This window comes from Sphingomonas sp. IC-11 (genome assembly GCF_021043365.1).
Lineage (GTDB): Bacteria > Pseudomonadota > Alphaproteobacteria > Sphingomonadales > Sphingomonadaceae > Sphingomonas.
In genome coordinates this window covers 1,304,552-1,329,316 of sequence record NZ_JAJNDU010000001.1, presented here as the reverse complement: position 1 = coordinate 1,329,316, position 24,765 = coordinate 1,304,552, and the positions used below count along the sequence as shown (strand labels likewise).

24 protein-coding genes and 2 tRNA genes are annotated in these 24,765 nt (G+C 62.1%); 11 read left to right on the top strand and 15 right to left on the bottom strand.

The window, feature by feature from the left end:
* Nucleotides 1-89: 89 nt before the first annotated feature.
* The gene (locus LQ954_RS06420; protein ID WP_231022397.1) at nucleotides 90-365 is read right to left on the bottom strand and encodes a DUF3297 family protein; all 276 of its coding nucleotides are present in this window, start codon (nucleotides 363-365) and stop codon (nucleotides 90-92) included.
* Between the two features lie 99 nt (nucleotides 366-464).
* The gene (locus tag LQ954_RS06415; RefSeq protein ID WP_227770298.1) at nucleotides 465-815 is read right to left on the bottom strand and encodes a hypothetical protein; all 351 of its coding nucleotides are present in this window, start codon (nucleotides 813-815) and stop codon (nucleotides 465-467) included.
* Nucleotides 816-949: 134 nt separating this feature from the next.
* Between LQ954_RS06415 and LQ954_RS06410 the strand changes: the two genes are divergently transcribed.
* Complete coding sequence (locus tag LQ954_RS06410; RefSeq protein ID WP_227770299.1) at nucleotides 950-1,354, top strand: EVE domain-containing protein; 405 nt, start codon at nucleotides 950-952, stop codon at nucleotides 1,352-1,354.
* A 70-nt stretch (nucleotides 1,355-1,424) separates the two neighbouring features.
* On the opposite strand, the gene LQ954_RS06405 is transcribed toward LQ954_RS06410, so the two are convergent.
* The 3 genes from LQ954_RS06405 to LQ954_RS06395 form a co-directional block, all read right to left on the bottom strand.
* On the bottom strand, nucleotides 1,425-2,501 hold the full coding sequence (locus LQ954_RS06405; RefSeq protein WP_231022396.1) for an oxidoreductase: 1,077 nt from the start codon (nucleotides 2,499-2,501) through the stop codon (nucleotides 1,425-1,427).
* Between the two features lie 2 nt (nucleotides 2,502-2,503).
* A complete protein-coding gene (typA, locus tag LQ954_RS06400) occupies nucleotides 2,504-4,327 on the bottom strand; it encodes a translational GTPase TypA (RefSeq protein ID WP_227770300.1) in 1,824 nt (607 codons plus the stop codon).
* A 91-nt stretch (nucleotides 4,328-4,418) separates the two neighbouring features.
* A complete protein-coding gene (locus tag LQ954_RS06395; protein ID WP_231022395.1) occupies nucleotides 4,419-5,432 on the bottom strand; it encodes a zinc-binding alcohol dehydrogenase family protein in 1,014 nt (337 codons plus the stop codon).
* A gap of 157 nt (nucleotides 5,433-5,589) precedes the next feature.
* On the opposite strand from LQ954_RS06395, the gene LQ954_RS06390 reads away from it, so the two are divergent.
* The 3 genes from LQ954_RS06390 (at nucleotide 5,590) to LQ954_RS06380 (ending at nucleotide 8,398) form a co-directional block, all read left to right on the top strand.
* Nucleotides 5,590-6,801: a toxic anion resistance protein gene (locus tag LQ954_RS06390; protein WP_227770302.1), complete on the top strand. Its 1,212-nt coding sequence runs from the start codon at nucleotides 5,590-5,592 to the stop codon at nucleotides 6,799-6,801.
* Nucleotides 6,798-7,514 carry a hypothetical protein gene (locus LQ954_RS06385; protein WP_231022394.1) on the top strand — a complete coding sequence of 239 codons (717 nt, stop codon included), beginning with the start codon at nucleotides 6,798-6,800 and terminating at the stop codon, nucleotides 7,512-7,514. Before LQ954_RS06390 ends, LQ954_RS06385 begins: the two co-directional genes overlap by 4 nt.
* A 104-nt stretch (nucleotides 7,515-7,618) precedes the next feature.
* Nucleotides 7,619-8,398 carry a tyrosine-protein phosphatase gene (locus tag LQ954_RS06380; RefSeq protein WP_231022393.1) on the top strand — a complete coding sequence of 260 codons (780 nt, stop codon included), beginning with the start codon at nucleotides 7,619-7,621 and terminating at the stop codon, nucleotides 8,396-8,398.
* A 16-nt stretch (nucleotides 8,399-8,414) separates the two neighbouring features.
* Here the strand turns inward: LQ954_RS06380 and LQ954_RS06375 are convergent, their stop codons facing one another.
* A complete protein-coding gene (locus tag LQ954_RS06375) occupies nucleotides 8,415-9,728 on the bottom strand; it encodes an Nramp family divalent metal transporter (RefSeq protein WP_231022392.1) in 1,314 nt (437 codons plus the stop codon).
* 32 nt (nucleotides 9,729-9,760) lie between these two features.
* The gene (locus tag LQ954_RS06370; protein WP_231022391.1) at nucleotides 9,761-10,630 is read right to left on the bottom strand and encodes a phosphorylase family protein; all 870 of its coding nucleotides are present in this window, start codon (nucleotides 10,628-10,630) and stop codon (nucleotides 9,761-9,763) included.
* A gap of 24 nt (nucleotides 10,631-10,654) precedes the next feature.
* Here LQ954_RS06370 and LQ954_RS06365 point away from each other — a divergent pair, with 24 nt between their 5' ends.
* Nucleotides 10,655-11,071 (top strand): DUF2147 domain-containing protein, encoded by a 417-nt coding sequence (locus tag LQ954_RS06365; RefSeq protein ID WP_231022390.1) that lies wholly within the window; start codon nucleotides 10,655-10,657, stop codon nucleotides 11,069-11,071.
* Nucleotides 11,072-11,279: 208 nt separating this feature from the next.
* Here LQ954_RS06365 and LQ954_RS06360 read toward each other — a convergent pair whose 3' ends face one another.
* Together LQ954_RS06360 and LQ954_RS06355 are read right to left on the bottom strand one after the other, a co-directional pair.
* Nucleotides 11,280-11,660, bottom strand: a complete 381-nt coding sequence (locus tag LQ954_RS06360) for a putative quinol monooxygenase (RefSeq protein ID WP_231022389.1) — start codon at nucleotides 11,658-11,660, stop codon at nucleotides 11,280-11,282.
* 86 nt (nucleotides 11,661-11,746) lie between these two features.
* Nucleotides 11,747-12,376 (bottom strand): DNA-3-methyladenine glycosylase family protein, encoded by a 630-nt coding sequence (locus LQ954_RS06355; protein WP_231022388.1) that lies wholly within the window; start codon nucleotides 12,374-12,376, stop codon nucleotides 11,747-11,749.
* A 54-nt stretch (nucleotides 12,377-12,430) separates the two neighbouring features.
* Between LQ954_RS06355 and LQ954_RS06350 the strand changes: the two genes are divergently transcribed.
* Nucleotides 12,431-12,748, top strand: a complete 318-nt coding sequence (locus LQ954_RS06350) for a 2Fe-2S iron-sulfur cluster-binding protein (RefSeq protein ID WP_227770310.1) — start codon at nucleotides 12,431-12,433, stop codon at nucleotides 12,746-12,748.
* Between the two features lie 70 nt (nucleotides 12,749-12,818).
* Here LQ954_RS06350 and rlmB read toward each other — a convergent pair whose 3' ends face one another.
* On the bottom strand, nucleotides 12,819-13,562 hold the full coding sequence (gene rlmB, locus LQ954_RS06345) for a 23S rRNA (guanosine(2251)-2'-O)-methyltransferase RlmB (RefSeq protein WP_227770311.1): 744 nt from the start codon (nucleotides 13,560-13,562) through the stop codon (nucleotides 12,819-12,821).
* On the bottom strand, nucleotides 13,562-15,163 hold the full coding sequence (locus tag LQ954_RS06340) for a M20/M25/M40 family metallo-hydrolase (RefSeq protein ID WP_231022387.1): 1,602 nt from the start codon (nucleotides 15,161-15,163) through the stop codon (nucleotides 13,562-13,564). Before LQ954_RS06340 ends, rlmB begins: the two co-directional genes overlap by 1 nt.
* 135 nt (nucleotides 15,164-15,298) lie before the next feature.
* Here LQ954_RS06340 and LQ954_RS06335 point away from each other — a divergent pair.
* Nucleotides 15,299-15,384 (top strand) — tRNA-Tyr (locus LQ954_RS06335).
* A gap of 530 nt (nucleotides 15,385-15,914) precedes the next feature.
* Here the strand turns inward: LQ954_RS06335 and LQ954_RS06330 are convergent.
* On the bottom strand, nucleotides 15,915-16,796 hold the full coding sequence (locus LQ954_RS06330; RefSeq protein WP_231022386.1) for a manganese catalase family protein: 882 nt from the start codon (nucleotides 16,794-16,796) through the stop codon (nucleotides 15,915-15,917).
* A 288-nt stretch (nucleotides 16,797-17,084) separates the two neighbouring features.
* Between LQ954_RS06330 and LQ954_RS06325 the strand changes: the two genes are divergently transcribed.
* Complete coding sequence (locus tag LQ954_RS06325; protein ID WP_231022385.1) at nucleotides 17,085-17,987, top strand: hypothetical protein; 903 nt, start codon at nucleotides 17,085-17,087, stop codon at nucleotides 17,985-17,987.
* A gap of 72 nt (nucleotides 17,988-18,059) precedes the next feature.
* Here LQ954_RS06325 and LQ954_RS06320 read toward each other — a convergent pair.
* Nucleotides 18,060-18,133, bottom strand: a tRNA-Gly gene (locus LQ954_RS06320).
* A gap of 195 nt (nucleotides 18,134-18,328) precedes the next feature.
* On the bottom strand, nucleotides 18,329-19,240 hold the full coding sequence (locus LQ954_RS06315) for a fructose bisphosphate aldolase (RefSeq protein WP_231022384.1): 912 nt from the start codon (nucleotides 19,238-19,240) through the stop codon (nucleotides 18,329-18,331).
* Nucleotides 19,241-19,577: 337 nt separating this feature from the next.
* On the opposite strand from LQ954_RS06315, the gene LQ954_RS06310 reads away from it, so the two are divergent.
* From LQ954_RS06310 to LQ954_RS06300, 3 genes are all read left to right on the top strand, one after another.
* Nucleotides 19,578-21,623: an NAD(+) synthase gene (locus LQ954_RS06310; protein ID WP_231022383.1), complete on the top strand. Its 2,046-nt coding sequence runs from the start codon at nucleotides 19,578-19,580 to the stop codon at nucleotides 21,621-21,623.
* The gene (locus tag LQ954_RS06305; RefSeq protein ID WP_231022382.1) at nucleotides 21,595-23,439 is read left to right on the top strand and encodes a sensor domain-containing diguanylate cyclase; all 1,845 of its coding nucleotides are present in this window, start codon (nucleotides 21,595-21,597) and stop codon (nucleotides 23,437-23,439) included. Before LQ954_RS06310 ends, LQ954_RS06305 begins: the two co-directional genes overlap by 29 nt.
* A gap of 66 nt (nucleotides 23,440-23,505) precedes the next feature.
* Nucleotides 23,506-23,940: a PaaI family thioesterase gene (locus tag LQ954_RS06300; RefSeq protein ID WP_227770317.1), complete on the top strand. Its 435-nt coding sequence runs from the start codon at nucleotides 23,506-23,508 to the stop codon at nucleotides 23,938-23,940.
* Between the two features lie 2 nt (nucleotides 23,941-23,942).
* On the opposite strand, the gene LQ954_RS06295 is transcribed toward LQ954_RS06300, so the two are convergent.
* The gene (locus LQ954_RS06295; protein WP_231022381.1) at nucleotides 23,943-24,722 is read right to left on the bottom strand and encodes an SDR family NAD(P)-dependent oxidoreductase; all 780 of its coding nucleotides are present in this window, start codon (nucleotides 24,720-24,722) and stop codon (nucleotides 23,943-23,945) included.
* Between the last annotated feature and the right edge of the window lie 43 nt (nucleotides 24,723-24,765).

Below are 24,765 nucleotides of genomic sequence, written 5' to 3'. Positions count from 1 at the left end.
GAAGAGGCACGGTGTCCGCAGCACCCATCCTCGACGGTCCCGGGGGGCTGACTTCCGCCTGCACAGTTGGGCAGGCGGCCGACGGGGCTTTAGGCGGTCGCCGCCTCGTCTGCATCGTCACCGGAAGCCGGGCTCTGGAAATACGCCTCAACGGGACCGGAAAGCTTGATGGTGAGCGGCCGTCCCCGGCGATCGACCTTCTTGCCCAGGGCGACGCGGATCCAGCCTTCGGAAATCGAATACTCTTCGACATCGTTTCGCTCGACGCCCTTGAAGCGGATGCCGATGCCGCGCTCGAGCGTCGGCTGATCGAAATAAGGGCTCGAAGGATCAATGGAGAGGTGATCTGGCGGTGTGTCAGTCATGGCTGCGCGACTAAACGATCCCCGCGCCACTCCCAACAGAAAAAGCGGCGCGGGAGAATAGATCCCCCGCGCCGCCCCCTGCGTGCTCGTTGAAGCTAGTTAACGACAGACCCGCACAGGAACCCGTTCACCGTAATAGGGATCCCATTGCCACTGGCGGAAGCACCTTGGCCCTCGCCACCTCGGACGATAGTCATTGTAGTAGGACCGCGGGTAGTAGCCCCGGTACTCGCGGTAGCGCGGATAGTCGTAATAAGGACCGCGGTTGCTCGACGCGATCGCCGCACCAAGTCCCAGCCCGACCACGCCGCCGATCAGCGCGCCGGCAGCGACGTCCGAACCGCGATCATAGCGATGGTGCCAACGCTGCGCGCTAGCCGGTGCCGCAGTGGCAAGTGCCGAGGCTGCCAGCGCAGTACCTAATCCGGCCTTCATCAGAAATCCGTTCATCTCGAACCTCCTAACACATACGCTCGGTCCGCTCTGAAGGTGTAAACGCACGATGCCATGAGCGTGTTTGATGGTATGCGCGAGTCGGGCTTAACCGGCGCGGAATGTCGCGTTCATAATGGGTTTAGGATTCGATGCGATTCTGGTTGTTGAGGTCGGAACCTGATGTCTATGGGTGGGACCATCTTATCCGCGACGGGGAAACGGAATGGGACGGCGTTCGCAACTACACCGCTCGTAACTTCCTCAAGGAAATGACGCCGGGCGATCAGGCGATCTTTTATCACTCGAACAAGGAGAAGGCGGCTGTCGGCACGATGGAAATCGTGCGGGCGTGGCGGCCGGATGGCGAAAAGGGCGTGTGGGCGTCTGTGGCCGTGCGGCCGCTGAAAAAGCTGCCCAGGCCCGTGCCGTTGGCAACGATCAAGGCGGAACCCCGCCTCGCAAGTCTCGAGGTTCTTCGTCAAAGCCGCCTGTCGGTCACGCCGGTGCGCGAGGAGGAATGGACGGCATTGATGGAACTCGGCGGACTGTCCTGAGCAGTACCGAACCCTGGAGGTCCGGCGCGAGTATTTGTCGCTTCCATGCCTGTAGAAACCGTAGTTGCGGCTAACGCCCGCTAAACGACTCCCGCTCCGCCGGCGTGAGTGGCAAAGCTATCGCCCGGCGCTGCTTCGAAGAGAGCAGACCTGCTTCGATCACCGCCATCGTGGCGAGGGCTTGCGCTGGAGGAACCGGGTTTGGCGCGTGGTCGCGGATCGCCGCGGCCACGGCGCGATAGAAGTCGCGCTGATCTCCCGCGACCACCGGCAGTACATGGCGGCTCTGCCCATCGTGCAGAACGAGCGGATCATGGTCTTCACTCCAGCCCGCCTCACCAGGCCGCAATCCCGCGAGCAGTTGCGCTTCCTGCTGGTCTCCCCGCTCCTTCACCAGGCTGCCGGCACTTCCATGCACCACAAAACGGGCGCTGCCGCCGGCAACAAGCATGCTGGCCTGAAGGACGACCCGCTTGTCCGCATACTCAAGGACTGCGTGCGCCCAATCGTGCGCCGAGCCGCCGCGCCGAAGGATGGCCAGATTCGCTTCCACCCGTTCAGGAAGACCGAACAGCTGCAGAGCCTGATCGATCAGGTGGGGACCAAGATCATACCATATCCCGCCGCCCGGCGTCGCCCGCTCGCGCCAACGATCGCGCACGACCGGGCGAAATCGATCGAATCGGCTTTCGAAATGAGCGACCTGCCCTATCGCCTGCCGATCAATTGCCGCTCTCACGGACAGAAAGTCGCTGTCCCAGCGACGGTTGTGAAATACCGTAAGCAGGCGATCGGCACGATCTGCCGCCACGATCACCGCACGCGCTTCGTCCAACGACAGGGCGAACGGTTTTTCCACGATGACATGCTTGCCAGCCGCTAACGCGGCCAGCGCCAGCGGCGCGTGGCTGTCATTGGGGCTGGCGACTACGATTAGATCGATGCCATCGCGTGCAACAAGGGCTTCGGCAGTATCAGTAACCGCAACATCACCGAGCGCCGTACGCACCTCAGATGGACGCGAGGAGGCGACCGCGACAAGCGCAACACCTTCGGTCGCGCGGATCAGCGGGGCGTGGAACGTGCGCCCCGCATAACCGAAGCCGATCAGTCCGACCCGAACGGGTGCGGTACTGATCGGCGGCATAATTAAGCTGCCTCGGCCGAACGCTTCTGGCGCTTGCGCTCATGCGGATCGAGAAAGCGCTTGCGCAGACGGATGGTCTTCGGCGTCACCTCCACCATCTCGTCATCATCGATGTAGGCGATAGCCTGTTCGAGCGTCATCTTCTTCGGGGGGGTCAGGCGGATCGCATCGTCCTTGCCGCCCGAGGCGCGGAAGTTCGTCAGCTGCTTCGCCTTCATCGGATTGACCTCAAGGTCATCCGTCTTGGCGTTCTCGCCGATGATCATACCCTCGTAGAGGGCTTCGCCATGACCGACGAACAGGATGCCGCGATCCTCGAGCGGACCCAGCGCATAGGCCTGAGCCTCGCCAGCACCGTTGGAGATCAGCACGCCGTTCTTGCGCCCCTCGATCGGACCCTTGTGGGGTCCGTACTTCTCGAAGAGCCGGTTCATGATGCCCGTGCCACGCGTGTCCGACAGGAACTCGCCGTGGTAACCGATCATGCCGCGGCTGGGCGCGGAGAAGGTGATGCGCGTCTTGCCACCGCCCGACGGACGCATGTCGGTCATCTCGGCCTTACGCAGGTTCATCTTCTCGACGACGGTGCCCGAATGCTCCTCGTCCACGTCGATGATGACGGTTTCATACGGCTCGAGCTTCTTGCCGTTCTCGTCCTCGCGGAACAGCACGCGCGGGCGGCTGATTCCGAGCTCGAAGCCTTCGCGGCGCATCGTCTCGATCAGCACGCCGAGCTGAAGTTCGCCGCGGCCGGCGACCTCAAAGCTGTCGCGGTCGGCCGATTCGGTCACCTTGATCGCGACGTTCGATTCCGCCTCACGGAACAGGCGATCGCGGATCATGCGGCTCGTCACCTTGCTGCCCTCGCGGCCTGCCATCGGCGAATCGTTCACCGCAAACCGCATCGACAGCGTCGGCGGATCGATCGGCTGCGCCTGGATCGCTTCGGTGACGCTGGTGTCGGCGATAGTGTTCGAAACCGTAGCGACCGTCAGGCCGGCAAGGCTGATGATGTCGCCAGCGCGCGCCTCGTCGGTCGGCACACGCTCCAGTCCCTGGAAGGTCATGATCTTGGAGGCGCGGCCCGTCTCGATCACCTTGCCATCCATATCGAGCGCATGGATCGGCTGGTTGACCTTGACCGTGCCGGAGTTGACGCGGCCCGTCAGCACGCGGCCCAGAAAGTTGTCACGATCGAGCAGCGTGACCAGGAACGTGAACGGCGCATCGACATCCAGCGCCGGCGGCGGCACGTGATCGACGATCTTCTGGAACAGCGGGGTCAGCGTGCCTTCACGACGATCGGGATCCTCGCTGGCATAGCCGTTGCGGCCCGAGGCGTAGAGAACCGGGAAGTCGAGCTGCTCGTCCGTGGCATCAAGGCTGACGAACAGGTCGAAAACTTCATCCAGCACTTCCTGAATGCGCTGGTCGGGACGATCGACCTTGTTGACAACGACGATCGGACGAAGCCCCAGCGCCAACGCCTTGCCAGTCACGAACTTCGTCTGCGGCATCGCGCCTTCGGACGAATCGACCAGCAGGATCACGCCGTCGACCATCGAAAGGATGCGCTCCACCTCACCGCCGAAGTCCGCGTGACCAGGGGTGTCCACGATGTTGATGCGGGTGCCTTCCCACTCGATCGAGGTCGGCTTCGCAAGAATGGTGATCCCGCGCTCCTTCTCCAGATCGTTCGAGTCCATCGCGCGTTCTTCCACGCGCTGATTGTCTCGGAAGGTACCCGATTGGCGGAAAAGCTGGTCAACAAGCGTGGTTTTGCCATGATCGACGTGCGCGATGATGGCGATATTGCGCAGATTCATACATTTTCCTGGATGGCCGCCACGGCGCGGCAGCATTGCGGGCGCGCATAGCCGAAATGACCCGCAAGCGCCAGCCTTCGCGTCCGCAGCATCACCAGCCCGCAAGCACGACCTTCCCGCGCGCTGTCCCACTCTCGATTAGGCCATGAGCGCGCTTCAGGTTAGCCGCCGTGATCGCACCCATCGTTTCGGTCACCGTCGAACGGATGCGTCCCGCATTCACGAGATTGGCGACTTCGTTGAGCAGCCTTCCCTGCTCCGCCATGTCGGGCGTCTTGAAGAGCGGCCGGGTGAACATCAGCTCCCAATGAACCGACACGGCTTTCGCTTTCAGCGGCATTATGTCGAGGGTCTTTGGGTCGTCGATCAGACAAAGCTTACCCTGCGGCGCGATCAGGCGCGTGATGTCGGCGAGATGTTCGTCCGTGTGCGTGGTGGAAAACACGTGGCCCGGCTTGCCGAGCCCCAGCGCGTCGATCTGCGGCGCCATCGGTCCACGATGGTTCACCACATGGTGAGCGCCCAACTCTTCGACCCAGGCTTTCGTCTCTGGCCGCGATGCGGAAGCAATGACGGTCAGATCGGTCCGCGCCCGTAGCAACTGTATGGCGATCGACCCGACGCCACCTGCGCCATTGAGGACGAACACCGCCGGTGCGGCGCCTGGAATCGCCCGGCGCACATCCAGCTTGTCGAACAGCGCTTCCCAGGCGGTGATTGTCGTCAGCGGCAGCGCTGCGGCGGCCGCCCAATCGAGCGAAGCAGGCTTTCGTCCGACGATTCGCTCATCAACGAGCTGGAGTTCCGCGTTGCTGCCGGGACGATCGATCTGCCCGGCATACATCACGTGATCACCCACCTTAAACCCAGTTACCTCGGGTCCGGCCGCTACCACCTCCCCTGCCGCGTCAAAGCCGAGCACCCGCCAATCTTCGCCGCCGCCGCGCATTCCGGCGCGCACCTTTACGTCCACGGGATTCACCGAAACGGCATGGATCCGGACGAGCAGATCGCGGCCAGTCGCCACGGGATCGGGAAGTTCGATGTCGACCAACGAGTCTTCGCGGCTCAGCGGTCCCGGCTGTTTGAAGGCGACAGCGCGCATGTGACTTCCTCTCTCGTCTCGTCGTGCGTCGAACTCGGATGAAGCGTTCCTGTGCAATGGCCGGGCTTTGCGCAAGACAGGAACGCGTATTATATCCCTGATACACTTGAACGAAGACCCGTCTGCCGTCATCGTGACGGCAACGCTGGAGGAACACATGGCGAGCACCCCCGACACGATCACCGCGACCGAGCCGGCGCTGAAGCTCACACCACCCGATCCGGTGCCGACCGTCGCCGCGGAAAAGGCGGCTGGCCTGGTCCCGGTGGACGACGGCACGAAGTCGAAGCTGGAGGAACGCGCTGACTATGCCGTTCAGCAGCTGATCGAACGGGACGCGAACAGCCCTGAATTCGGCAAGGTGGTCGATGCGATCACCAACATGGGGGCCAAGGAGATTCGCGACGCTGCGGGCCAGTCGAACCGCTTCCTTGATCGCCCGGTACGCGCGATGGATCAGGAAACCGGCGTGGGTAAGGACCTCGCTCAGCTCCGCCGGGTGGTGGAGGATCTGGATCCCGGCAAGAAGGGCAATCTGACGGCGCCCCAGAAATTGTTCGGCATCATTCCGTTCGGCAACAAGATGCGGAATTATTTCGACAGCTACAAATCGAGCCAGACCCACATCGCCTCGATCCTGAAGAGCCTTGCTTCGGGCAAGGACGAGCTGTTGATGGACAACGCCTCCATCGACACCGAACGCGCTAATCTGTGGAGCGCCATGGGCAAGCTGGAGCAGATGATCCAGCTCTCGAAGATGCTCGATCAGAAGCTTGAAGATAAGGCCAACGAACTGGACGCCACCGACCCGGCAAAGGCCAAGGCGATCCGCGAAAGCGCCTTGTTCTACGCGCGGCAGCGGACTCAGGATCTGCTGACCCAGATGGCAGTGACCGTCCAGGGTTATCTGGCACTCGACCTCGTCAAGAAGAACAACGTCGAGCTCATCAAAGGCGTTGATCGGGCATCCACGACAACTGTGGCGGCGCTGCGCACTGCCGTGACGGTCGCGCAGGCGATGACCAATCAAAAGCTCGTGCTGGAACAGATTACCCAGCTGAACAATACGACCGCGAGCATCATCGACTCGACGGGCAAGCTGCTGCGTTCGAATACCGCTCGTATCCATGAGCAAGCGGCAAGTTCGGCCATCCCGCTCGAAACGCTCCAGCGGGCGTTCCAGAACATCTACGAAACCATGGATGCGATCGACACCTTCAAGCTGAAGGCCCTCGACTCCATGAAGGCCACTGTCGACACGCTGTCCGGCGAAGTCGAAAAATCACGCGGCTACATCGCCCGGGCGGAGGGCGCGGCGCAGAACCGCGTTGGCTCCTCGCCTGAGACCTTCAAGCTGGAGGCGCTGTGATCTCTCACGACACCGACGAGGCGCTGGCGCGCGCCCGTGGCACGCTCGACAGGGTCAGGCTTCAGTCATTCGAGGGCTTGCCGACCGTCCGGGGAGCAAACAACGGTCGGGGTCTTGCGAAACGGGTGGCGGCAATCGGCGCTGCCAATGTCGCGATCCTGATTGCGGCCGCGATCATCGGTCTCGCCGTGGCGCCGCTCGGCATCTTCGGCGCACTTGCGGTCATGATGGTCATGATGGCGGTGACGCTCGCCATCGCCTTTGCACCAGGTCCCCGCCCGGTGACTCACGAGAAGCTCGCCAGAAGCGAGTTGAAAGCGTTGCCGACGCAAACGACACGCTGGCTTGATGCGCAGCGCCCTGCATTGCCGGCCCCGGCGGTTCAGGTGACGGACCGCATCGGCCTGCGTCTGGACACGCTCGGCAAGCAGCTGGCGTCGGTAGAAGATGATACGCCGGCGGCGGCCGATATCAGGCGCCTGGTGGGCGAGCAATTGCCCGAGTTCATCCGCGACTATCAACGCGTACCATCTGAACTCCGGGGCGCGGAACGCAATGGAAAGACACCCGATCGGCAGCTCGTCGAAGGTCTGGAGCTGATCGAGCGTGAGATCGGCCAATTAAGCGAGGAACTGGCGCGCAGTGATCTCGATTCGCTGGAGACACGCGGGCGTTTCCTCGAGATGAAGTATAAGGACGGCGACCCGGCCTGATCCGCGCCGGCTGCTCGCGGTGTGACACCATGCGACAGCCGGCTTTTTAAGCCAACACGCTTAATCGACGCGACATTGTCATGTTGTTGGGGTAGCAATCACGCATGAACGATCGTGTCCTCGTCCTCGAAGGTATCCATAACTTCCGCGATTACGGCGGTTACACCGGCAGTGACGGGCGTCTCCGCAATGGTGTGCTCTGGCGCTCCGGGCAACATGGCGACGCGACGGAGAAGGATTTGGCGACCGTGGCCAATCTGGGCATCTCCACGGTAATTGATCTTCGTGGTGACAGCGAGCGGCAGTTGATGCCGTGCCTCCGCCACGATGGTTTCGATGGCCTCGTCCTTTTCGCGCCCGGGGAAACTGCCGGATCGGAACTCGCGCCGCATGAAGAGGCGGGCCGCGGCATCACCACGGCCGATGAAGCGCGCGCGGCGATGACGCGGCTGTACGAGAACATGCCGTTTCGCACAGTGCTTATCCGCTCGCTCACGCTGTATTTCGAAGCACTGGCGACGCGCGACGGCTCCAGCCTCCTGCACTGTCTCGCCGGTAAGGATCGGACCGGCTTGGCAGCGGCGTTGCTGCATCGTCTTCTCGGCGTGCACGAGGATGACGTGATGGCGGATTATCTGCTCACTAATGTTGCCGGCAATCAACAACGTCGTATCGCTGCGGCAGGTGACTCGATCCGCCAGCGCTATGGTTCGCAGATCACCGATGAGGCCATCGAAACGTTGATGGGCGTGGACGCCATGTACCTTGACGCCGCGACCCGCTCAATCAAGCAGCGCTATGGATCAACGGAACGCTATGCGGAGGAAGTGTTGGGTGTCGACGCAGCGCGTCGTCAAGCGTTGCGCGAACGACTGATCGCCTGATTAGGCAACCGGCCGCTCAACCGGTTACCAAACCCCACAGCATCCAGCCGTTCAGCGCAACGATCACCGCCGCAATGCCCCAGGCAAGCGCCGCCAGCCAACGTGGCGCTGCCAGCGGGCCCATCAGCCGCCTGCTCCCCGTAAACGCCACCAGCGGCAGCACGGCAAAGGGCAACTGCAAGCTAAGCACCACCTGGCTCAACACCAGCAGCTGGGTTGCCCCGCTGTCCCCCGCAAGCGCAACGCCAATCACCGCCGGGATGATTGCGAGCCCGCGAGTGATCATGCGCCGCAACCAAAGCGGCAGGCGAAGGTCAAGAAAACCCTCCATCACGATCTGACCCGCGAGCGTTCCGGTAACGGTGGAGTTCTGACCGCTGGCCAGCAAGGCCACGGCGAAGACAATGCTCGCCACGCCGACGCCCAGCATCGGTGCGAGCAACCGGTGCGCTTCCTCGATTTCGGCGACCTCTGTCCGCCCCGCGACGTGGAACGTCGCGGCGGCGAGCACCAGTATTGCTGCATTGATGAAGAATGCCAGTCCCAGGCTGACTGTGGAGTCGATTGTCGCCATCTTCAGCGCGTCGCGCTTGTCGGCGACCTCGTCACCTACTGCCCGCGTCTGCACGATGGCCGAATGGAGGTACAGGTTGTGAGGCATCACAGTGGCGCCGAGAATGCCGATCGCGATGTAAAGCATCGCGGGATTGCTGACGATCTCCGCGGAGGGGATCAGTCCCGCCGCGGCGGCTCCCCAGTCCGGTCCTGCCCAGGCCAGTTCCAGGGCAAAGCAGCCTGCAATCACGATCAGCAGTGACGCCACAAACGCTTCCAGGCGTCGGAAGCCGTAGCGTTGCAGTGCCAGGATCAAGAAGACATCAAGCGCCGTTATACAAACACCCGCAACGAGCGGTAGTCCGAACAGCAACTTGAGCGCGATCGCAGTGCCCAACACCTCCGCCAGGTCGCATGCGATGATCGCTATTTCACACAACACCCACAGGACGAGCGATACCGGCCGGGAATATTGCTGCCGACACGCCTGCGCCAGATCCATGCCCGCCCCGATCCCCAGCCGGGCAGAGAGCGCCTGCAGGATGATCGCCATCAGGTTAGAGAGCAGGATAACGCTCAGCAGCGTGTAGCCGAACGCCGACCCGCCGGCGATGTCCGTGGCCCAGTTGCCAGGGTCCATATAGCCGACCGCGACCAGCCACCCCGGCCCAACGAAAGCGAACAGTCTCCGCCAGAAGCTCGCGCCTTGTGGCACTCGTATTGAGGCGTGAACCTCGGGCAGCGATCGCATCAACTCGGCGGCGGGAGGTGTCATCCCTGCTGCAATGCGGAACTCGTCCTTCGGTTTCAACGGTTCAAACGGGCGAGAATGGCGGTGTTGCGCTCGATCAGGACGGGATCACGCTGCGAAGGTGCCGTCATGATCGCCCCATCCAGGGCATGGTCAATCGGGGAAGGGGTTCGGTGCGCCGGCAGGGCGTCCAAAAACGCCTTGATTGCCGATCGCGCAATATCGCCGTTCGCCGCCATTCGCGCCACAATGGCGGTTACCTCGACGGCAGCTTCATTCTCTCGCCAGCAATCGAAATCGGTCACCATTCCGATCAGGGCATAGGGCAGCTCCGCCTCACGCGCGAGCCGTGCCTCCGGCATACCGGTCATCCCGATCACATCGCAGCCCCAGTCGCGGTACATGCGGCTTTCCGCACGGGTGGAGAACTGCGGCCCTTCCATCGCCAGGTAGGTGGCGCGTTCCGTCACCTTACCGCCCGCCGCCTGAACAGCGGCAGCGGCAAACGCCGACAGTCGCTCGCACACCGGGTCGGCCATCGAAACATGCGTCACCAAACCGGTGCCAAAGAAGCTGGTTGGCCGGGCCACCGTTCGATCAACGTATTGATCCACGATCGCAAACCGCCCTGGCTCCAGCTCCTCCCGAAGCGAGCCGACCGATGAGATGGCGATCAGGTCGGTGCACCCAGCCCGCTTCAGCGCGTCGATGTTGGCCCGAACCGGAATTTGGTCTGGTGAGAAACGGTGGCCACGCCCGTGCCGGGGCAGGAAGCGGATCGCCACGTCGCCGATCCTGCCGAACAATATCTCGTCTGATGGCTCACCCCAGGGACTTGGAACATGTCGCCACTCAGCCTCTTCCAGTCCGTCTATCGCGTACAATCCGGAGCCGCCGATGATCCCGATCGTCCATTGCGTGTTCATCGCGGTCCTCCGATAAGCTGGCGCATGACGATTACTCGCGCTGCAGCCGCTCTTCTCGCGCTCTCCCTTGCCGGGTATGCGCACGCCGCACAACCGATTGCCGGGCGCTGGCTTACCGAAGACGGCTCCGCCATCATTCAAGTGGGGCCCTGTGGCACCAGCACCTGCGGAAGAATCGCTGCTGTTGTAAAGCCGCGACCGGGCGCCCCGACCACCGATGTGAACAATCCCGACCCGTCATTGCGGAACCGGTCGATGGTCGGTCTTCCCATCCTCTCCGGCTTCACCGATGCCGGAAACGAATGGCGCGGTCGCATCTACGATCCGCGAAACGGCAAGAGCTACAAGTCCATTGTCACTCGCGGGGAGAACGGCACGTTGCGCGTGAAGGGCTGCATATCCTTCATCTGCCAGACACAGGTGTGGAAAGCGGCGCGCTAACCCACTAACGAAGACTGGTTGGTGGTTGGTCCAATCGCCCGACGGACAAATACCCGTCGCGACCAACTGGTCAGAAGCCAAAAGCTTTAGGGCCATCACGAACAGCTGCCGGTTTCCTGCTTGAAAGTACGCGCCGCTGGTCGGTCACGTCATCGCTCTCGGCTACTGGCCAGCGGCTCTCGGGAAGCGCCTGCGCCGCCGGACGATCTTACCGGGCTAAACCTGTTCCTCCGACGGGCGTGGTCTGGGCGATGTTCTCCATAGTGGCGATTAGTGGCCTTCCTCTGGAGATCGCATCTAGAACCGAGGGTAGCCGAAGTGACGCCTGATGCGCAGCCTTCGACGCCCAGACTTCTGTTATCCAGATGATGTCGGGATCGGCCGGATCATTGGCGATCACATAGCTCAGGCACCCCGGCATGCCCGCGATTCCTTCCATCAGGATTGCGATCAGCGCGTCCCGCTTTCCCCGCTGCGCCCTCATCTTTCCGATGAGGCCGTACATGGCCTCTAGCTTCTCACCCTGCGCTGAACTCACGGCAGCGAAAGCTGTAGTCCCGATCAGAAAGGTCCGTCGCTCGATGCTCATCTCGCTACCATAATTCCGATTGCGCAGCCGGGTAGGTCCAGCAGCTGGTGAGATCTACAGAGACGCAAAGGAAAGGCCCACCATCTCTAGACCGGCGCCGCACCGCCCTTTGCGCCGTAATGATGCCAGGCGAAAATCGCAGCCGCACCGCGATGCGGCCGCCACGCTTCCGCCCACGCCCGTGTCAGCTTCTCACTCGGTCGAGCCTCATGACCGAGGATCTTCCCAATTTCGATCTGCACCGCCAGATCGCCAGCGGGCCAAATGTCCCGTCGTCCTTCCGCGAAGAGCAAATAGATCTCGGCGGACCAGCGCCCGACCCCCTTCACCTGCACCAGCTGGGCGATCGCCGCCTCATCATCCTCAGGCAGGTTCGCGAAGTCCAGCCGACCGCTCAGAACCTCCTCCGCAAGGCTTCGCAAATAGGCCGACTTCTGCCGAGAGATGCCCGCAGCTCGCAGTTCGTCGTCACTGGCGCGGCCGATCCGAGCCAGGTCAATCGGCTCTCCGACCATATCGGTCAGTTTCCGCCACATCGCATCAGCGGCTTTTACACTCACCTGCTGTCCCACGATCGTTCGCATCAGGGTGACGTACCCGCGCTCGCGAATCCGGGTGGGCGGATACCCGACGCGGGCCAATGCCGACCCGAACAGCGGTTCGATCTGCACAAGCGCGTCGACGTCGGCGCGGAGCTGCTCTTCGCTCAGCCCCATTGCAGGCGGCCCACAAGATCGGCAATGGAGCGGGGAACTTGCGGGGAGAGCATGATGTCGAAGCTTATCGTCACGCTGCGCGACGGGGAAGAACGTGTAATCGATGGTGCAGCGGGGCTGTCGGTGATGGAAGTCATCCGCGACGGTGGCATTGACGAGATCCTTGCGCTTTGCGGGGGCTGCTGCAGCTGTGCGACTTGCCACATCCATGTCGACCCGGAATTTGCGGCCAAACTCCCGCCCATGACCGAGGACGAGAATGACCTGCTTGAGTCGTCCAGCAGCCGTGACGAATACTCCCGCCTCTCCTGCCAGCTGCCTTTTGGCCCGGAGCTCGACGGGTTGAAGGTGCGGATCGCCGAGGAAGACTGAGTGTCGACATAGCGTCGGGCACCCGCCTGGAGGAGGACGGGTGCCCGGACGCGACGATCAGTAAGTGCCCTTAGCGAGTGGCGATCGCATAGAGAGCGATGGCCGCGGCATTGGATATATTAAGGCTTTCAACCTTCGGGCTGATCGGCAACTTCGCGAGCTGATCACAGTGCGCCTCGGTATTCTGGCGCATACCCTCGCCCTCAGCACCTAGCACCAGGGCGATACGTCCCTGCCCCATCGTGTCGCCGAGCGTTTGCGATGCGTGGCCGGTCAGACCGATGCGCCAGAAACCTGCTTCAGCGATCTCGTCCAGCGCGCGAGCCAGATTGACGACGCGAACCCATGGCACCGACTCCAGCGCTCCCGAGGCCGAGCGCGCAAGAGCACCGGACTCCGGCGGCGCATGGCGATCCTGCGTGACGATGCCGAGGGCATCGAAAGCGGCGGCGGATCGCAGCACCGCACCCACATTATGGGGATCGGTCACTTGATCGAGAACGATCAGGGGGCGGCTGTCGTCGCGCCCTTGCTCGAGAAGGTCTCCGAGCCAGATCTCCTCCAGCGGGTCCACCTCGGCAACAAGGCCTTGGTGAGGCGCGTCAGATGGCACCATTCGACCAAGATCAGCCGCATCCGCGAAAACGACCGGCAACAATGGGGGCAGCTGAAGGTTTGCGAGCGCTTCTCGCGTTCCCCAAATCTTGCGAACCGTCCGCTCGGGGTTGGCCAGTGCAGCTGTTACAGCATGCCGCCCCCAAAACCGCGGGCGATTGCTTGGTGCCTGGCTCGGGCGATGTCCACGACGCGCCATCAGTTTGTCTCTTCCGGATCAGGATAGGAAAAAGGATTGGCCACCGCGGGCGGCGTAGGCAGCGGCGGCCGCGGAAGCGGCTTGGCCGCATTTGCCGCGTTAAGCAGGAACGCAGCCAGCACGGTAGCGCCCTGTCGCATGTCCTCCGCCTTCAGGTGATCGAACGTGTCGGCGGAGGAATGATGCGTCCGGCTGCTATATTCGAGCGGGTCTTGAATGAACTGGAACCCTGGTGCGCCGACAGACTGCATGAAGACGTGGTCCGTACCGTCGGTGCGGCCCGCCGCCACGGTTGTCATTCCGAGGCCTTGGAGTGGCACCATCCATTCGCGGAACGTCGCCGCCGCCTCCGGATTGTTCTCCGCATAGATTCCGCGAAAGCGTCCCGAGCCATTGTCGACGTTGAAATATGCCGCCAGCTCTGAATAACCCGGACGCGGATTGATCGGCCAGCGCTTGGGCCACTCGTAATAGCGTCTTTCGCCGGTAAGCGGCGGATCGCCAGCATTGCCACGCGTCGCGAGGTTCTTTTCGACCCAAGCAAGGCTTCCCAGCAGAGCCTGCTCCTCACCAGACCAAAGCGCGAACCGAATTGTTCGCTTCGGGCGCACGTTCAGCTTCGCCAAAATGCGCGCCGCTTCCATGACGACAGCGGATCCCGCAGCATTATCGGTAGCCCCGTCGCCAGCCACCCAGCTGTCGAGATGCGCTCCGGCCATCACATAACCGGCCTTTGGATCAGTCCCGGGTATCTCAGCAAAAATGTTATACGCTTGCTGATCGCTGTCATCGTATCGAACGTCGCTGATGATCTCTAACGTCGGCGTCTGCCCGATCTTGGCGAGGCGCGCCAAGCGACGGTAATCTTCGGCAGCGATCTGTACGCCCGGCAACGTCGGAGACTTCCCGGCCTCGAACATATAGCCTTCGCCATGAACGAGCTTGCCATCACGGTACGAGATGGTCGCGTAGGCGAGCGCACCCTCCGCCTTCAAAAAGGCGTCCCGCTGCTTCTCGAAATCCGCGTTTTTCAGCTCACGGGCATCTGCGTGGGGATCGTGGTTCGGCAGGTCATAGGAGTCGAGCTTTCCAAGATCCTCGTCACTCAAGCGCTCGAAAATCGCCCGCTTCCGCTCCGACACCTCGCCGGGTTGGGAGACAAGCACGATTTTGCCCGCCAGCTTGCCCCGATATTGCGCAAAGTCGCTCGCCTTCTTCATAGGCGCGACCTTGATCGGTGCACTCAGCGTTCCAGCCGTCGGCGGTGTCCACGCGATCGGGATCGCAGTCAGCTGCAATGGCCTCGGCGTCACCATCCGAACGCTGGACCGTTCAATCCACCAGCCACGACCGAAATCGAAACCTTCCTTGTGGACGTTCTTCAAGCCCCATTCCTTGAACCGGGCTTGTGTCCAGACCTCGGCGGCCCGCATCTGCGGTGAATTGGTGAGGCGCGGACCGATCACATCTGTCAGGTGCTGAGCGGTCACCATCACCTGTGAGCGGGCAAGACCTTCATCCATGATTCGCACCGTGGCGGCGTGATCCTGGGCGTGAGCCGGCGTAACGATAGCCGCCGCGGCGAGCAAAAGGTGGCGCATCGCCCTCGTAAACTCCTGGAAAGTGGTTGCGGCCTGCTATGCGCGACAATTCCTTCGTGCAACCGTGATCACATGCGTTGACAGGTCGCCGCGGCTTCGGCATTGGGCGCCCTCGCTCTGACGAAGCGGCCCTGTGGAAGGGTGGCCGAGTGGTTAAAGGCAGCAGACTGTAAATCTGCCCACGCAAGTGTACACTGGTTCGAATCCAGTCCCTTCCACCATCACCCCGCAACGCGGGATGGATCGCTGGACCGACGGTAGCGTTCAGTCTTCGAGTAGGCGGCACTAGCGCAGCCTGATCGGAGGACATGATGGACGACAGGCGCAATCACCAGTTGGTCGATCCGGAACGTCGCGTTCCCAAGAATCCGTTCGATCACGATGAGGGTCTTACTGGCCAGTCCTATTCTCGAGATCGCGAAGCTGCGCTGCGGGCAGCAGACCCATCTGGAGCAGTGAATGGCGAACCGGGCGGTCCCGGTGGTGCCGGCACCGCTGCATCTGTAGATCCCGATACCGGTCAAGCGCGGGGTAGCGGTGCGGACACGGGCGAAGACCCGTCTCGCAAGCCAGGCGCGTGGAGGCCGGGGAGCGGGAAAGACGCAGTTCAGAAGTAAATGACCGGGAAGCAGCCGGCATTATATGCGGGCTCGCGGGCCCGCCGCAGACCAATTCTGTTCTCCAGGCCAGCTTCATCGGCCTGAATACAAGAAAGGCAGGCGGGCGCGTTCTGCCCGCCTGCTCCCATGCATCATTTGTCCGCCATGGCGGGCGCAGAACCTCCGATTTGCTCCGCTTGTGCACCGCTGTCGGGCCGTGCAGGGCCAAGGACAGGCTCCTCGCCCAGCGGCTGCGCCCGAAATACGCTGAACTCTCCCTTGCCGTCGAATGTGGCACCTTCGGTCCACCGGCCTTCTGGGAAGCTGCCATCAAGCGATGTCACGAAGAAATCGTGGTTGTGCTCCTGGTTCTCCTCTGCCTGCGGGAAGCTGTTCGGGATCGGCATAGCCGCGCGGAAGCCGCCCATGTCCTCCAAGGCGGCGAGCCACTGTTGCTGGTGCATGGTGTCGCGCGCGATAAGGAAGCGGAGCATATCCTTCATGCCAGAATCTTCCGTCGCGTTGAACAAGCGCACCGCAAGTACACGTCCGGTGCTTTCTGCGGCAACATTGCAGAACATGTCAGCCGCCGCATTTCCGCTGGCGTAGATGTGGCTCATGTCAAAGGGTACGCCATCCGAGTCGACCGGCATTGCCGCCATGCCGGATGACAGAAGGTTCTTGTGAATGATGCCTTCGATGGCGTGTTTGGCATTGTCGCCGCCCATCACGGCACCAACAATACTGTCCGTGGCACCTTGCTCCTGCGCTGACGTGGGGGCAGTCTCGAGGTTCAACGCGACTGCGGTCGCCAACATCTCGATGTGACCCAGCTCCTCGGTAGCCGTGTTCAGCAACAGGTCACGGTACTTCGTCGTGGGCGCTCTATTGCCCCACGCCTGGAAGAAATATTGCATGGCGACGCGGATTTCTCCCTCGACGCCTCCGATTGCCTGCTGAAGCATTCGGGCGAACTGAGGGTTAGGCGTTTCGACCCGAACCGGGTACTGAAGCCGTCGATCATGATAGTACATGGAGAACCTCTCGCTGCTTGCTGGAGCCCTCCCCCGAACGCTCGCAAGCCGCGGCGGTTTATTACAGGTCTTTAACGAAGTGGCCTTTTCTCCATAACTTAGGTTAGGCAGCTGACAGGTTCTACTAAGAGGCAAAGTATCCTGATGTCTGAAGCGGACCCATCATCCGGGCGGCGGCTGATCATCCATGCCGGCCTGGGCAAGTCTGGCTCATCGGCAATCCAGAAATACTGTCGCGACCATGCAGCCGTCCTGCGCTCCGCCGGTGCCTTCTACCTAGGAATGTATTTGGAGCGCGGCGAGGCGACGCCCTACGACTTCGAATCGGCAGACGATCTTCAACAAGCACTGAGTGAAGATCCTGCGATAGAGGACCGCCTGGTCGCGCTGCTTACGGAGCGGCTGAAGAGCCGTGCGGCGCTGAACACCTTTGTGTGGAGCCACATAGGATTGGCTGTTCACGCCGGATTGATTGGCCGCGTGATCGCACGACTGTCGCCTATCTGCGAAACCGAGGTCGTCCTTTACTTTCGGCATCAGGCCAGCTGGCTGGTTTCGGCTTACTTGCAATGGGGAGTGAAGCACAAAGCGTCGGTCGGACCCATCAGGACCTTCGCCGAATGGCTACCGGAGGCGCAATCACGCGGCGCTGATTACCGCCGCGTTATCGAGAGTTGGTGCGCTTCTATCATGCCGGGCCAACTCCACCTGCGATCCTACGACCAAGCCGCGGACGTTGTTACCGACTTCCTGATCACGGCGGGTCTGCAACTCCCGCCGGAGAGCCAAGGCACGACGCGGCACTATCAGACGCCTGATCCCACGATCATGACGCTATATCGGCTCTATCAGGGCCAGAGCGACCAGGAGGCCCTTCCCGGCGCTTTGCAGCGCACGCTGGCCGTAAATGGCGTCGAGAAAAAACGGTATCGCGACGTTGACCCTCGATCCACGCTTCCGACGGGACAAGAGTGGCAAAGGTTCGCCGCTTCATTCGACGCAGAGAACGCGACGCTTGCGCGGGATTTTGGGCTCGTACTTTCCGCACCTTCGGATGGCCCGGCGATTGACCCTCAACATGCCGCCCCCGCAGTGGTCGTTCCTGCGTTGCTGGACCTGATCATTTCCATGGACCGCAGAATTTCGGCACTTGAAAAACGACTAAGGGACGCGGCAGCGACGTCTGAGTGACCTGCGTCCGGGGCAACGAATGCCCTTCTTGGTGCTTGGAAGGTGAGGTCCGTCCGATCGGCGGAGCTGCGGTGGAGCGGGTAACGGGAATCGAACCCGTGTATTCAGCTTGGAAGGCTGCTGCACTACCATTGTGCTATACCCGCGATCTCACCGCGGGGCATCCACTGCCACGATCGATTGCCTTCGGTCAACCAGGTCGATCGCCGGGAGCGGATAGAAAGTTGCTCTGAGTTCTCGAAGCCCGACGATCGGTGCTTCTTCCTGTGCATGGGCCGCCGACGATGTGCTCGTCGGCGACCCCGCGCGGCTTGAAGGTCAGCCGATCGGCCGGGCTAGCGTCAGGCCGCCGCTGCGGCGCGCGCCTTCTTGGCGGAGGCTGCCCAGATTTCGTCAATCGCCGCGCCGAGGGATTCGTTGAACTCCGCGTCAGACATTCCATGACGCAGATCCTCCAGCAGCGCGCGGCTGAAGCTGGCGATAACACCATGATTACGAGCGAGCTCCACGCACGCCTCGGGACGTGCATAGCCGCCCGAAAGCGCAACCACCCGCAACACGCGCGGATGCTCAACCAGCGGGAGGAACAGGTCGGGCTTCGTTGGCAGCGAAAGCTTCAGCATGACCTTCGCATCGCCGGTCATCGAATCGAGCGCCTTACCGAGCTCCTCAAGAAGGATGGCATCCGCCTCGGCGCGCTCGGCGCTCTTGATGTTGACTTCCGGCTCGATGATCGGGACCAGTCCGTGGGACAACACCTGCTGCGCAACCTCAAACTGCTGCGCCACGACGGCGGCGATACCGTCGCGGTTCGCAAGATTGATGACCGAGCGCTCCTTGGTGCCGAAGATGCCGAGCTTCGCGGCCCGCTCCAGCAGCGCGTCCAGGCCGGGCATCGGCTTCATTAGCTGAACACCATTATTCTCGTCCTCAAGACCTTTGTCGATCTTCAGGAAAGGCACCACGCCGCGGTCTTGCAGTGCCTGCGGAACAGGTTTCCCACCCGCTTCGCCGTCCATTGTGCGTTCGAACAGGATCGCGCCGATCACCTTATCGCCCGTGAAGGCAGGCGACGTGATGATCCGCGCCCGCATGTCGTGGATGAGGCCGAACATCTCCTCATCCGTCGACCACGCACCCTCTTCGATGCCGTAGCCCTTCAACGCCTTGGGCGTTGAACCACCCGATTGATCCAGCGCGGCGATGAAGCCTTCACCATCTGCAATCTTCGCGGTCATCTCAGCAGGAGTCATGATCAGCGTTCCCCTCACAGTGTTACGATACCCCGCGTCATTACGGTTGACTGCCCACTTTGGCCAGCGCCTCACCGGCCCCTCACCTAGATGGGTTGCGCGGGCAGATTTTCGGAGGCGCGTTGGTGGCAACCAGACTCGACAGGTTGGCGGGCTCACCGCGCTGTTGACCGATCTTGATGCCCGAGCGAACCGTTAGCTTTCGATGGCGGCGAACAAAGCGGCGAGACGGCCGTTGTCTCGGGGCGGTTTGGTTTCGCTTACGGCAGTTCGGCAGCCGAGAAGCGAGCAGAGCCTCATTGGCTCCGCGCCAGAAAGAAGGATAACGGTTCCTGCAATGAACGAGCGCTTCCCCTCCATCCACCACCACCGCATGCTTCGCGTTGCGGCGGCCACCCCTCGCGCCAGCGTCGGAGATACCGTTGCCAATGCGCAGGCGACGCTGGAGTTGGCCAAGCGAGCGCATGAAGAAGGGGCGGACCTGGTCGTCTTTCCCGAACTCAACATAACTTCCTATGCCATTGATGATCTTCACCTGCAGTCGGCGCAGCACGAAGCCGCGCGCGACGCCGTTCTCGCCGTGGCTGAAGGGACAAAGGATCTTCGCCCGTTGCTCATCGTGGGTGCCGCGCTGCCGCGTAACGGCAGGCTCTATAATTGTGCGGTCGTCATCGCGCGGGGCAACATCATCGGCGTCGTCCCAAAGACTTTTCTTCCAAACTATCGCGAATATTACGAGAAGCGCTGGTTCAGCAGCGGGGCGGGCCTCACCGGACTGAGCATTGATGTGGGTGGGAACGTTGTTCCCTTCGGTACCGATCTCATCTTCGCAGCTTCGGACCTGCCGCACTTCATCTTCCATGCCGAGATCTGCGAAGACTATTGGTCCCCCACCCCTCCATCGACAATGGGCGCGCTCGCGGGCGCGTTGGTGTGTTGCAACCTGTCCGCCTCCAACGTGGTGATCGGCAAGTCGCGAGAGCGTGCGATGCTGTCGGCGGCGCAGTCCGCTCGGGCCGTATGTGCCTATGTCTATTCTGCGGCGGGTCCGGGGGAAAGCACCACCGATCTCGCCTGGGACGGCCAAGGCACGATCCATGAACTTGGCGAGCCCCTTGCTGCATCCACGCGCTTTTCACTCACTCCTGAGCTCGTCCTCGCGGATGTGGACTGCGAGCGCCTTCTTCAGGAGCGTCTGCGCATGGGCACGTTCGGCGATGCAGCGACGTTCTCCGGCCATCCCGAAACCCGCTTCCGTCGCATCGGCTTCCAGCACTTACCCGACTATGCCGATGTCGGGCTGAAACGGGCAATTCGGCGCTTCCCGTTCGTGCCCGACACCCCCGCACGCCTCGATGAAGATTGCTACGAGGCATTCAACATCCAGGTGGAAGGCCTGCTGAAACGGGTGAAGGCCACCGGAGTAAAAAGGCTGGTCATCGGCGTGTCTGGTGGACTGGACTCGACCCACGCGTTGATTGTCGCCGCCAAGGCGCTCGATCGTTTGGGTCGCCCACGTTCGGACATCCTCGGGATCACGATGCCAGGCTTTGCGACCAGCGAAGGGACAAAGGACAACGCCTGGAAGTTGATGCGCGCGCTGGGCATCACGGCTGAGGAAATCGACATCCGCCCTGCCGCGCGCACCATGCTTGAAGGGCTGAAGCATCCGTTCGCAGCCGGCGAGCCCGTGTATGACGTGACGTTCGAGAATGTTCAGGCAGGGCTTCGTACCGACTACCTGTTCCGGCTCGCGAACCAACGCGAGGGCATCGTGGTCGGCACCGGCGATCTTAGCGAACTGGCGCTTGGATGGTGCACGTACGGCGTTGGCGATCACATGAGCCACTATGGGGTCAATGCCGGCGTTCCTAAGACGTTGATCCAGTTCCTGATCCGCTGGTGCATCGCGACCGATCAATATGATCCTGAGACGGATGCAGTTCTTGGGGCAATTCTGGCGCAGGAAATCTCGCCGGAGCTTGTGCCAGCTGACGAAAGCGGGGCAATGCAGAGTACGGAAAGTAAGATCGGACCATATCCGCTTAATGATTTCTTTACCCACTATGTTATCCGCCACGGATTAGCTCCGTCGAAGATCGCGTTCCTGGCTTGGCATGCATGGCGGGATGCGGAGGCAGGCCGGTGGCCGATCGGTTATCCGGAAGAGGCGCGAACCGCCTATGACCTCGAAACGGTGAAGAGCTGGCTGCAGAAGTTCCTGGTCCGGTTCTTCCAGACGAGCCAGTTCAAGCGCTCGGCGCTGCCCAACTCTCCCAAAGTGTCGCCGGGCGGAGCCGTCTCACCGCGAGGCGACTGGCGCGCGCCTGCTGACGGTACGGCTACCTCCTGGCTTGAGGAACTGGCCGCCAACGGACCCTGAAATTACGTATTTCGCAACGCGGCGTTTACAATCTCCACGTACCCGCGGAATCATGGTGAACGCGCCCGCACTCCGACCGGCTTCTTTGATCTCCCTGGGGCTCGCTTACTTCGTCGTATCCGCGGCAACGATGCGTCTGACGCGGTTCGATGGCGGTGTCGCGTTTCTTTGGATCGCTACCGCCATTCTTACTGCGCGGCTCACAACAATGCCTATGCGTCACTGGGCCGCGCCGCTGGCTATCTGCTCGGTCGCGAGCATTCTGGCGACATCCCTGTGGGGCTTTGGGCCCAGCATGGCCCTGCCATTTGCCGCCATTAACATGCTGGAAGGCGCGTTGGGCGCAGCCATCTTGCACCGGTTTGCCCCTTGGCGCCCGGTGCTGGATTCTCACCGCTGGCTGCTGACTTTCGCACTTGCGACGGGGGTCATCGCGCCACTGACCTCTGCTGCGCTTGCGGCATCCATCCTCGCTAGTGCTGCGGAACAGCCCTTTCTGAGAAGCGGGCTGAATTGGTATAGCGGGCATGCCCTGGGCACGCTCACCTTCATGCCGATCTTCATGCTCGTGATGCGAGGTGACGCAGTTCGCCTGGTGAAGCAGATGGATCAGCGGAAACTCGTCGAATTCGCCGCCCTCGTCGCGCTCGTGGGAACGGTCACCTACGCTAGCTTCGCCCAAGATCGATTGCCGCTATTGTTTTTGCCGATCCTGCCGATGGTGCTGGCCACGTTCCGCGGAGGAGCGCTGTCCACCGCGGCGTCGATCGTCATTGTCGCGGTGATCGGAGGCGCTCTGACGCTTCAAGGGCACGGCCCGCTCGCGCTGGTCGATGCGCCGATCGGGGCGAAAATGCAGTTTCTCCAACTCTATATCGCGTGTGCGATGCTGACCATCCTGCCAGCCAATGCAGAACTGCAGCAGCGCGCCTGTTTGTTCCGCCGGCTCCGGGAAAGCGAAGCGCGCTACCGCTTGCTTACGGAAAACTCCACGGACATCGTGATCAACCTTGACGTAGGGGGGCGTCTCCAGTTCGCGTCGACGTCAATCGCCCAGATCAGCGGTTTCGAGCCAGACAAGTTGATCGGGCGCCGCGTCAGCCGTCTGCTGCACCCCGACGACGCCGCTCGTGCTGAGACCTCGTTCCGGCGGATCATTGCGGAACCGACCAAGACCCATGTCAACGAGTACCGCGGGGTAATCGGCGGTGAAGATGTGCGTTGGTTCGAAACACATAGCCGGGCTGTGACGGATGACATCGGCAACGTCACTGGGGTCGTCAGTGCCATCCGTGATGTATCGAACCGAAAGGCACATGAGGAGCGCCTTGCTCGTGCCGCGCTGACCGATGCACTAACGGGCCTCGCCAACAGGCGGGGACTGGACGAGGAACTCGGCGCCCGGCTTTCCACCGGCTCGGGCGGCTGCGTCGCACTGTTCGACCTGGATCATTTCAAGCGCATCAACGACACCCACGGCCATGCCGCCGGTGACGAGGTGTTGCGCCGCTTCGCCACGCTCGCACGGGCCAGCGTCCGCGAGCAGGATCTGGTTGCGCGCCTCGGCGGCGAGGAATTTGCTGTTGTTTTGCCCGAGGCCACGATCAGCCAGGCAGCCCTGGTGTGCGAACGCCTTCGCCATGCGATCGCCTCCACCAGTGTCCAGGTGGGAGAGAGCCTCATCTCCGTGACGGTGAGCGGGGGCGTTGCGCCCTATCTCCGCAATCAATCCTCTGAGGACATTTTGCGGGTGGCCGATCGCGCCTTGTACCGGGCCAAGCACGCAGGTCGCGATCAACTGGCTCTCGCCGCCTGACCGGTTGGACTTGCTAGAGCCCACGCCAACGAACACTGTGTTTGCATATGTGAGGAAGAGGGCCGAATGAGCGATCAGGACGAGACCATCCACGAATTGAGCCGCACGCTTGGCCTGGTGCGGGTCATTGAGATGGACCCGGTGGGACGGGCACGGCTTGAGTATCGTGCCGGTCAGCACATGTGCCATTCGGGCGGAGTGGTTCAGGGCGGGTTTGTTACCGGCTGGATCGACGCTGCCATGGCGCACGCGGCAATCGCGATGGGCGGACCTGACGTTGTCCCTATGTCCCTTGAACTGAAAGTGAGTTTCTTCGCACCCGCAAGACCGGGGCTGGTGATAGCAGAAGGATGGGTCGAACGTCGCGGGCGCAGCACCTGCTTCTTTGAGGGACGCCTGCTCGACACGGCCGGCAAGGTGCTGGCGAAGGCCAGTTCCACCCTGATGCTTGCTTCACGCCAGCGGGTCGAACAAGCCTCCGCAGCGGCCTCATCAAGCTGATTTCAGGCGTTGCGCGCCATTAGGCCACCGTCCACCGGAATGATTGCGCCCGTTACGAAGCTCGCGGCAGGCGCGCAGAGGCTGGCTGTCATAAAGGCCACTTCTTCAGGCAAGCCGTAGCGCCGCAAGGCGGTGCGCCGGGCTGCGTAAACCTGCTTCGCTTCGTCGGGGATGGCTTCGGTCATGCCGGTCTCGATCGGGCCGGGACAGATGCAGTTCACGGTGATGCCTGATTTGCCGAGTTCGACCGCCAGGCTTCGGGTCAAGCCGATCACACCCGCCTTCGCGGCGGAGTAAGCGCTGAACCCAGCGGTGGCACCCAGGCCCTCTGTTGACGCGATATTGACGATCCGAGGATGCGCGGCGCGCCTCAGGTACGGTAGGGCGGCGCGGATCAGGCGCTGATGTGCCGTCAGCAGGACCGAAAGGTGCCGGTCCCAGGACTGATCGTAGCTGGGATCATCGATCGGCAGATTGGCCGAAATGCCGGCATTGTTGACGATGATCGACACGTCACCGAAGCTTGCGACGGCGTCCTGAACGACAGCCTCGATCCGTCCCTGATCAGCCACGTCTAACGCCCAGGCTTTTGCGCGCAGACCTTCGCCCGCGATTTCGTCGGCGACACGTTGCGCCTGTTCCAGCCCGACGTCGGTAACGGCGACACTTGCACCTGCGCGGGCCAGGAGAATGGCGGTCGCCCGTCCCATCCCGCTGGCTGCACCCGTGACGATCGCACCAGCCCCATCCAGTCTCGAGCTTATCGCCGGAATGGCTCGCATCCATCCTCTCCTCTTTGTTGTCGTTTGTTGTTCCCGCTCGCTC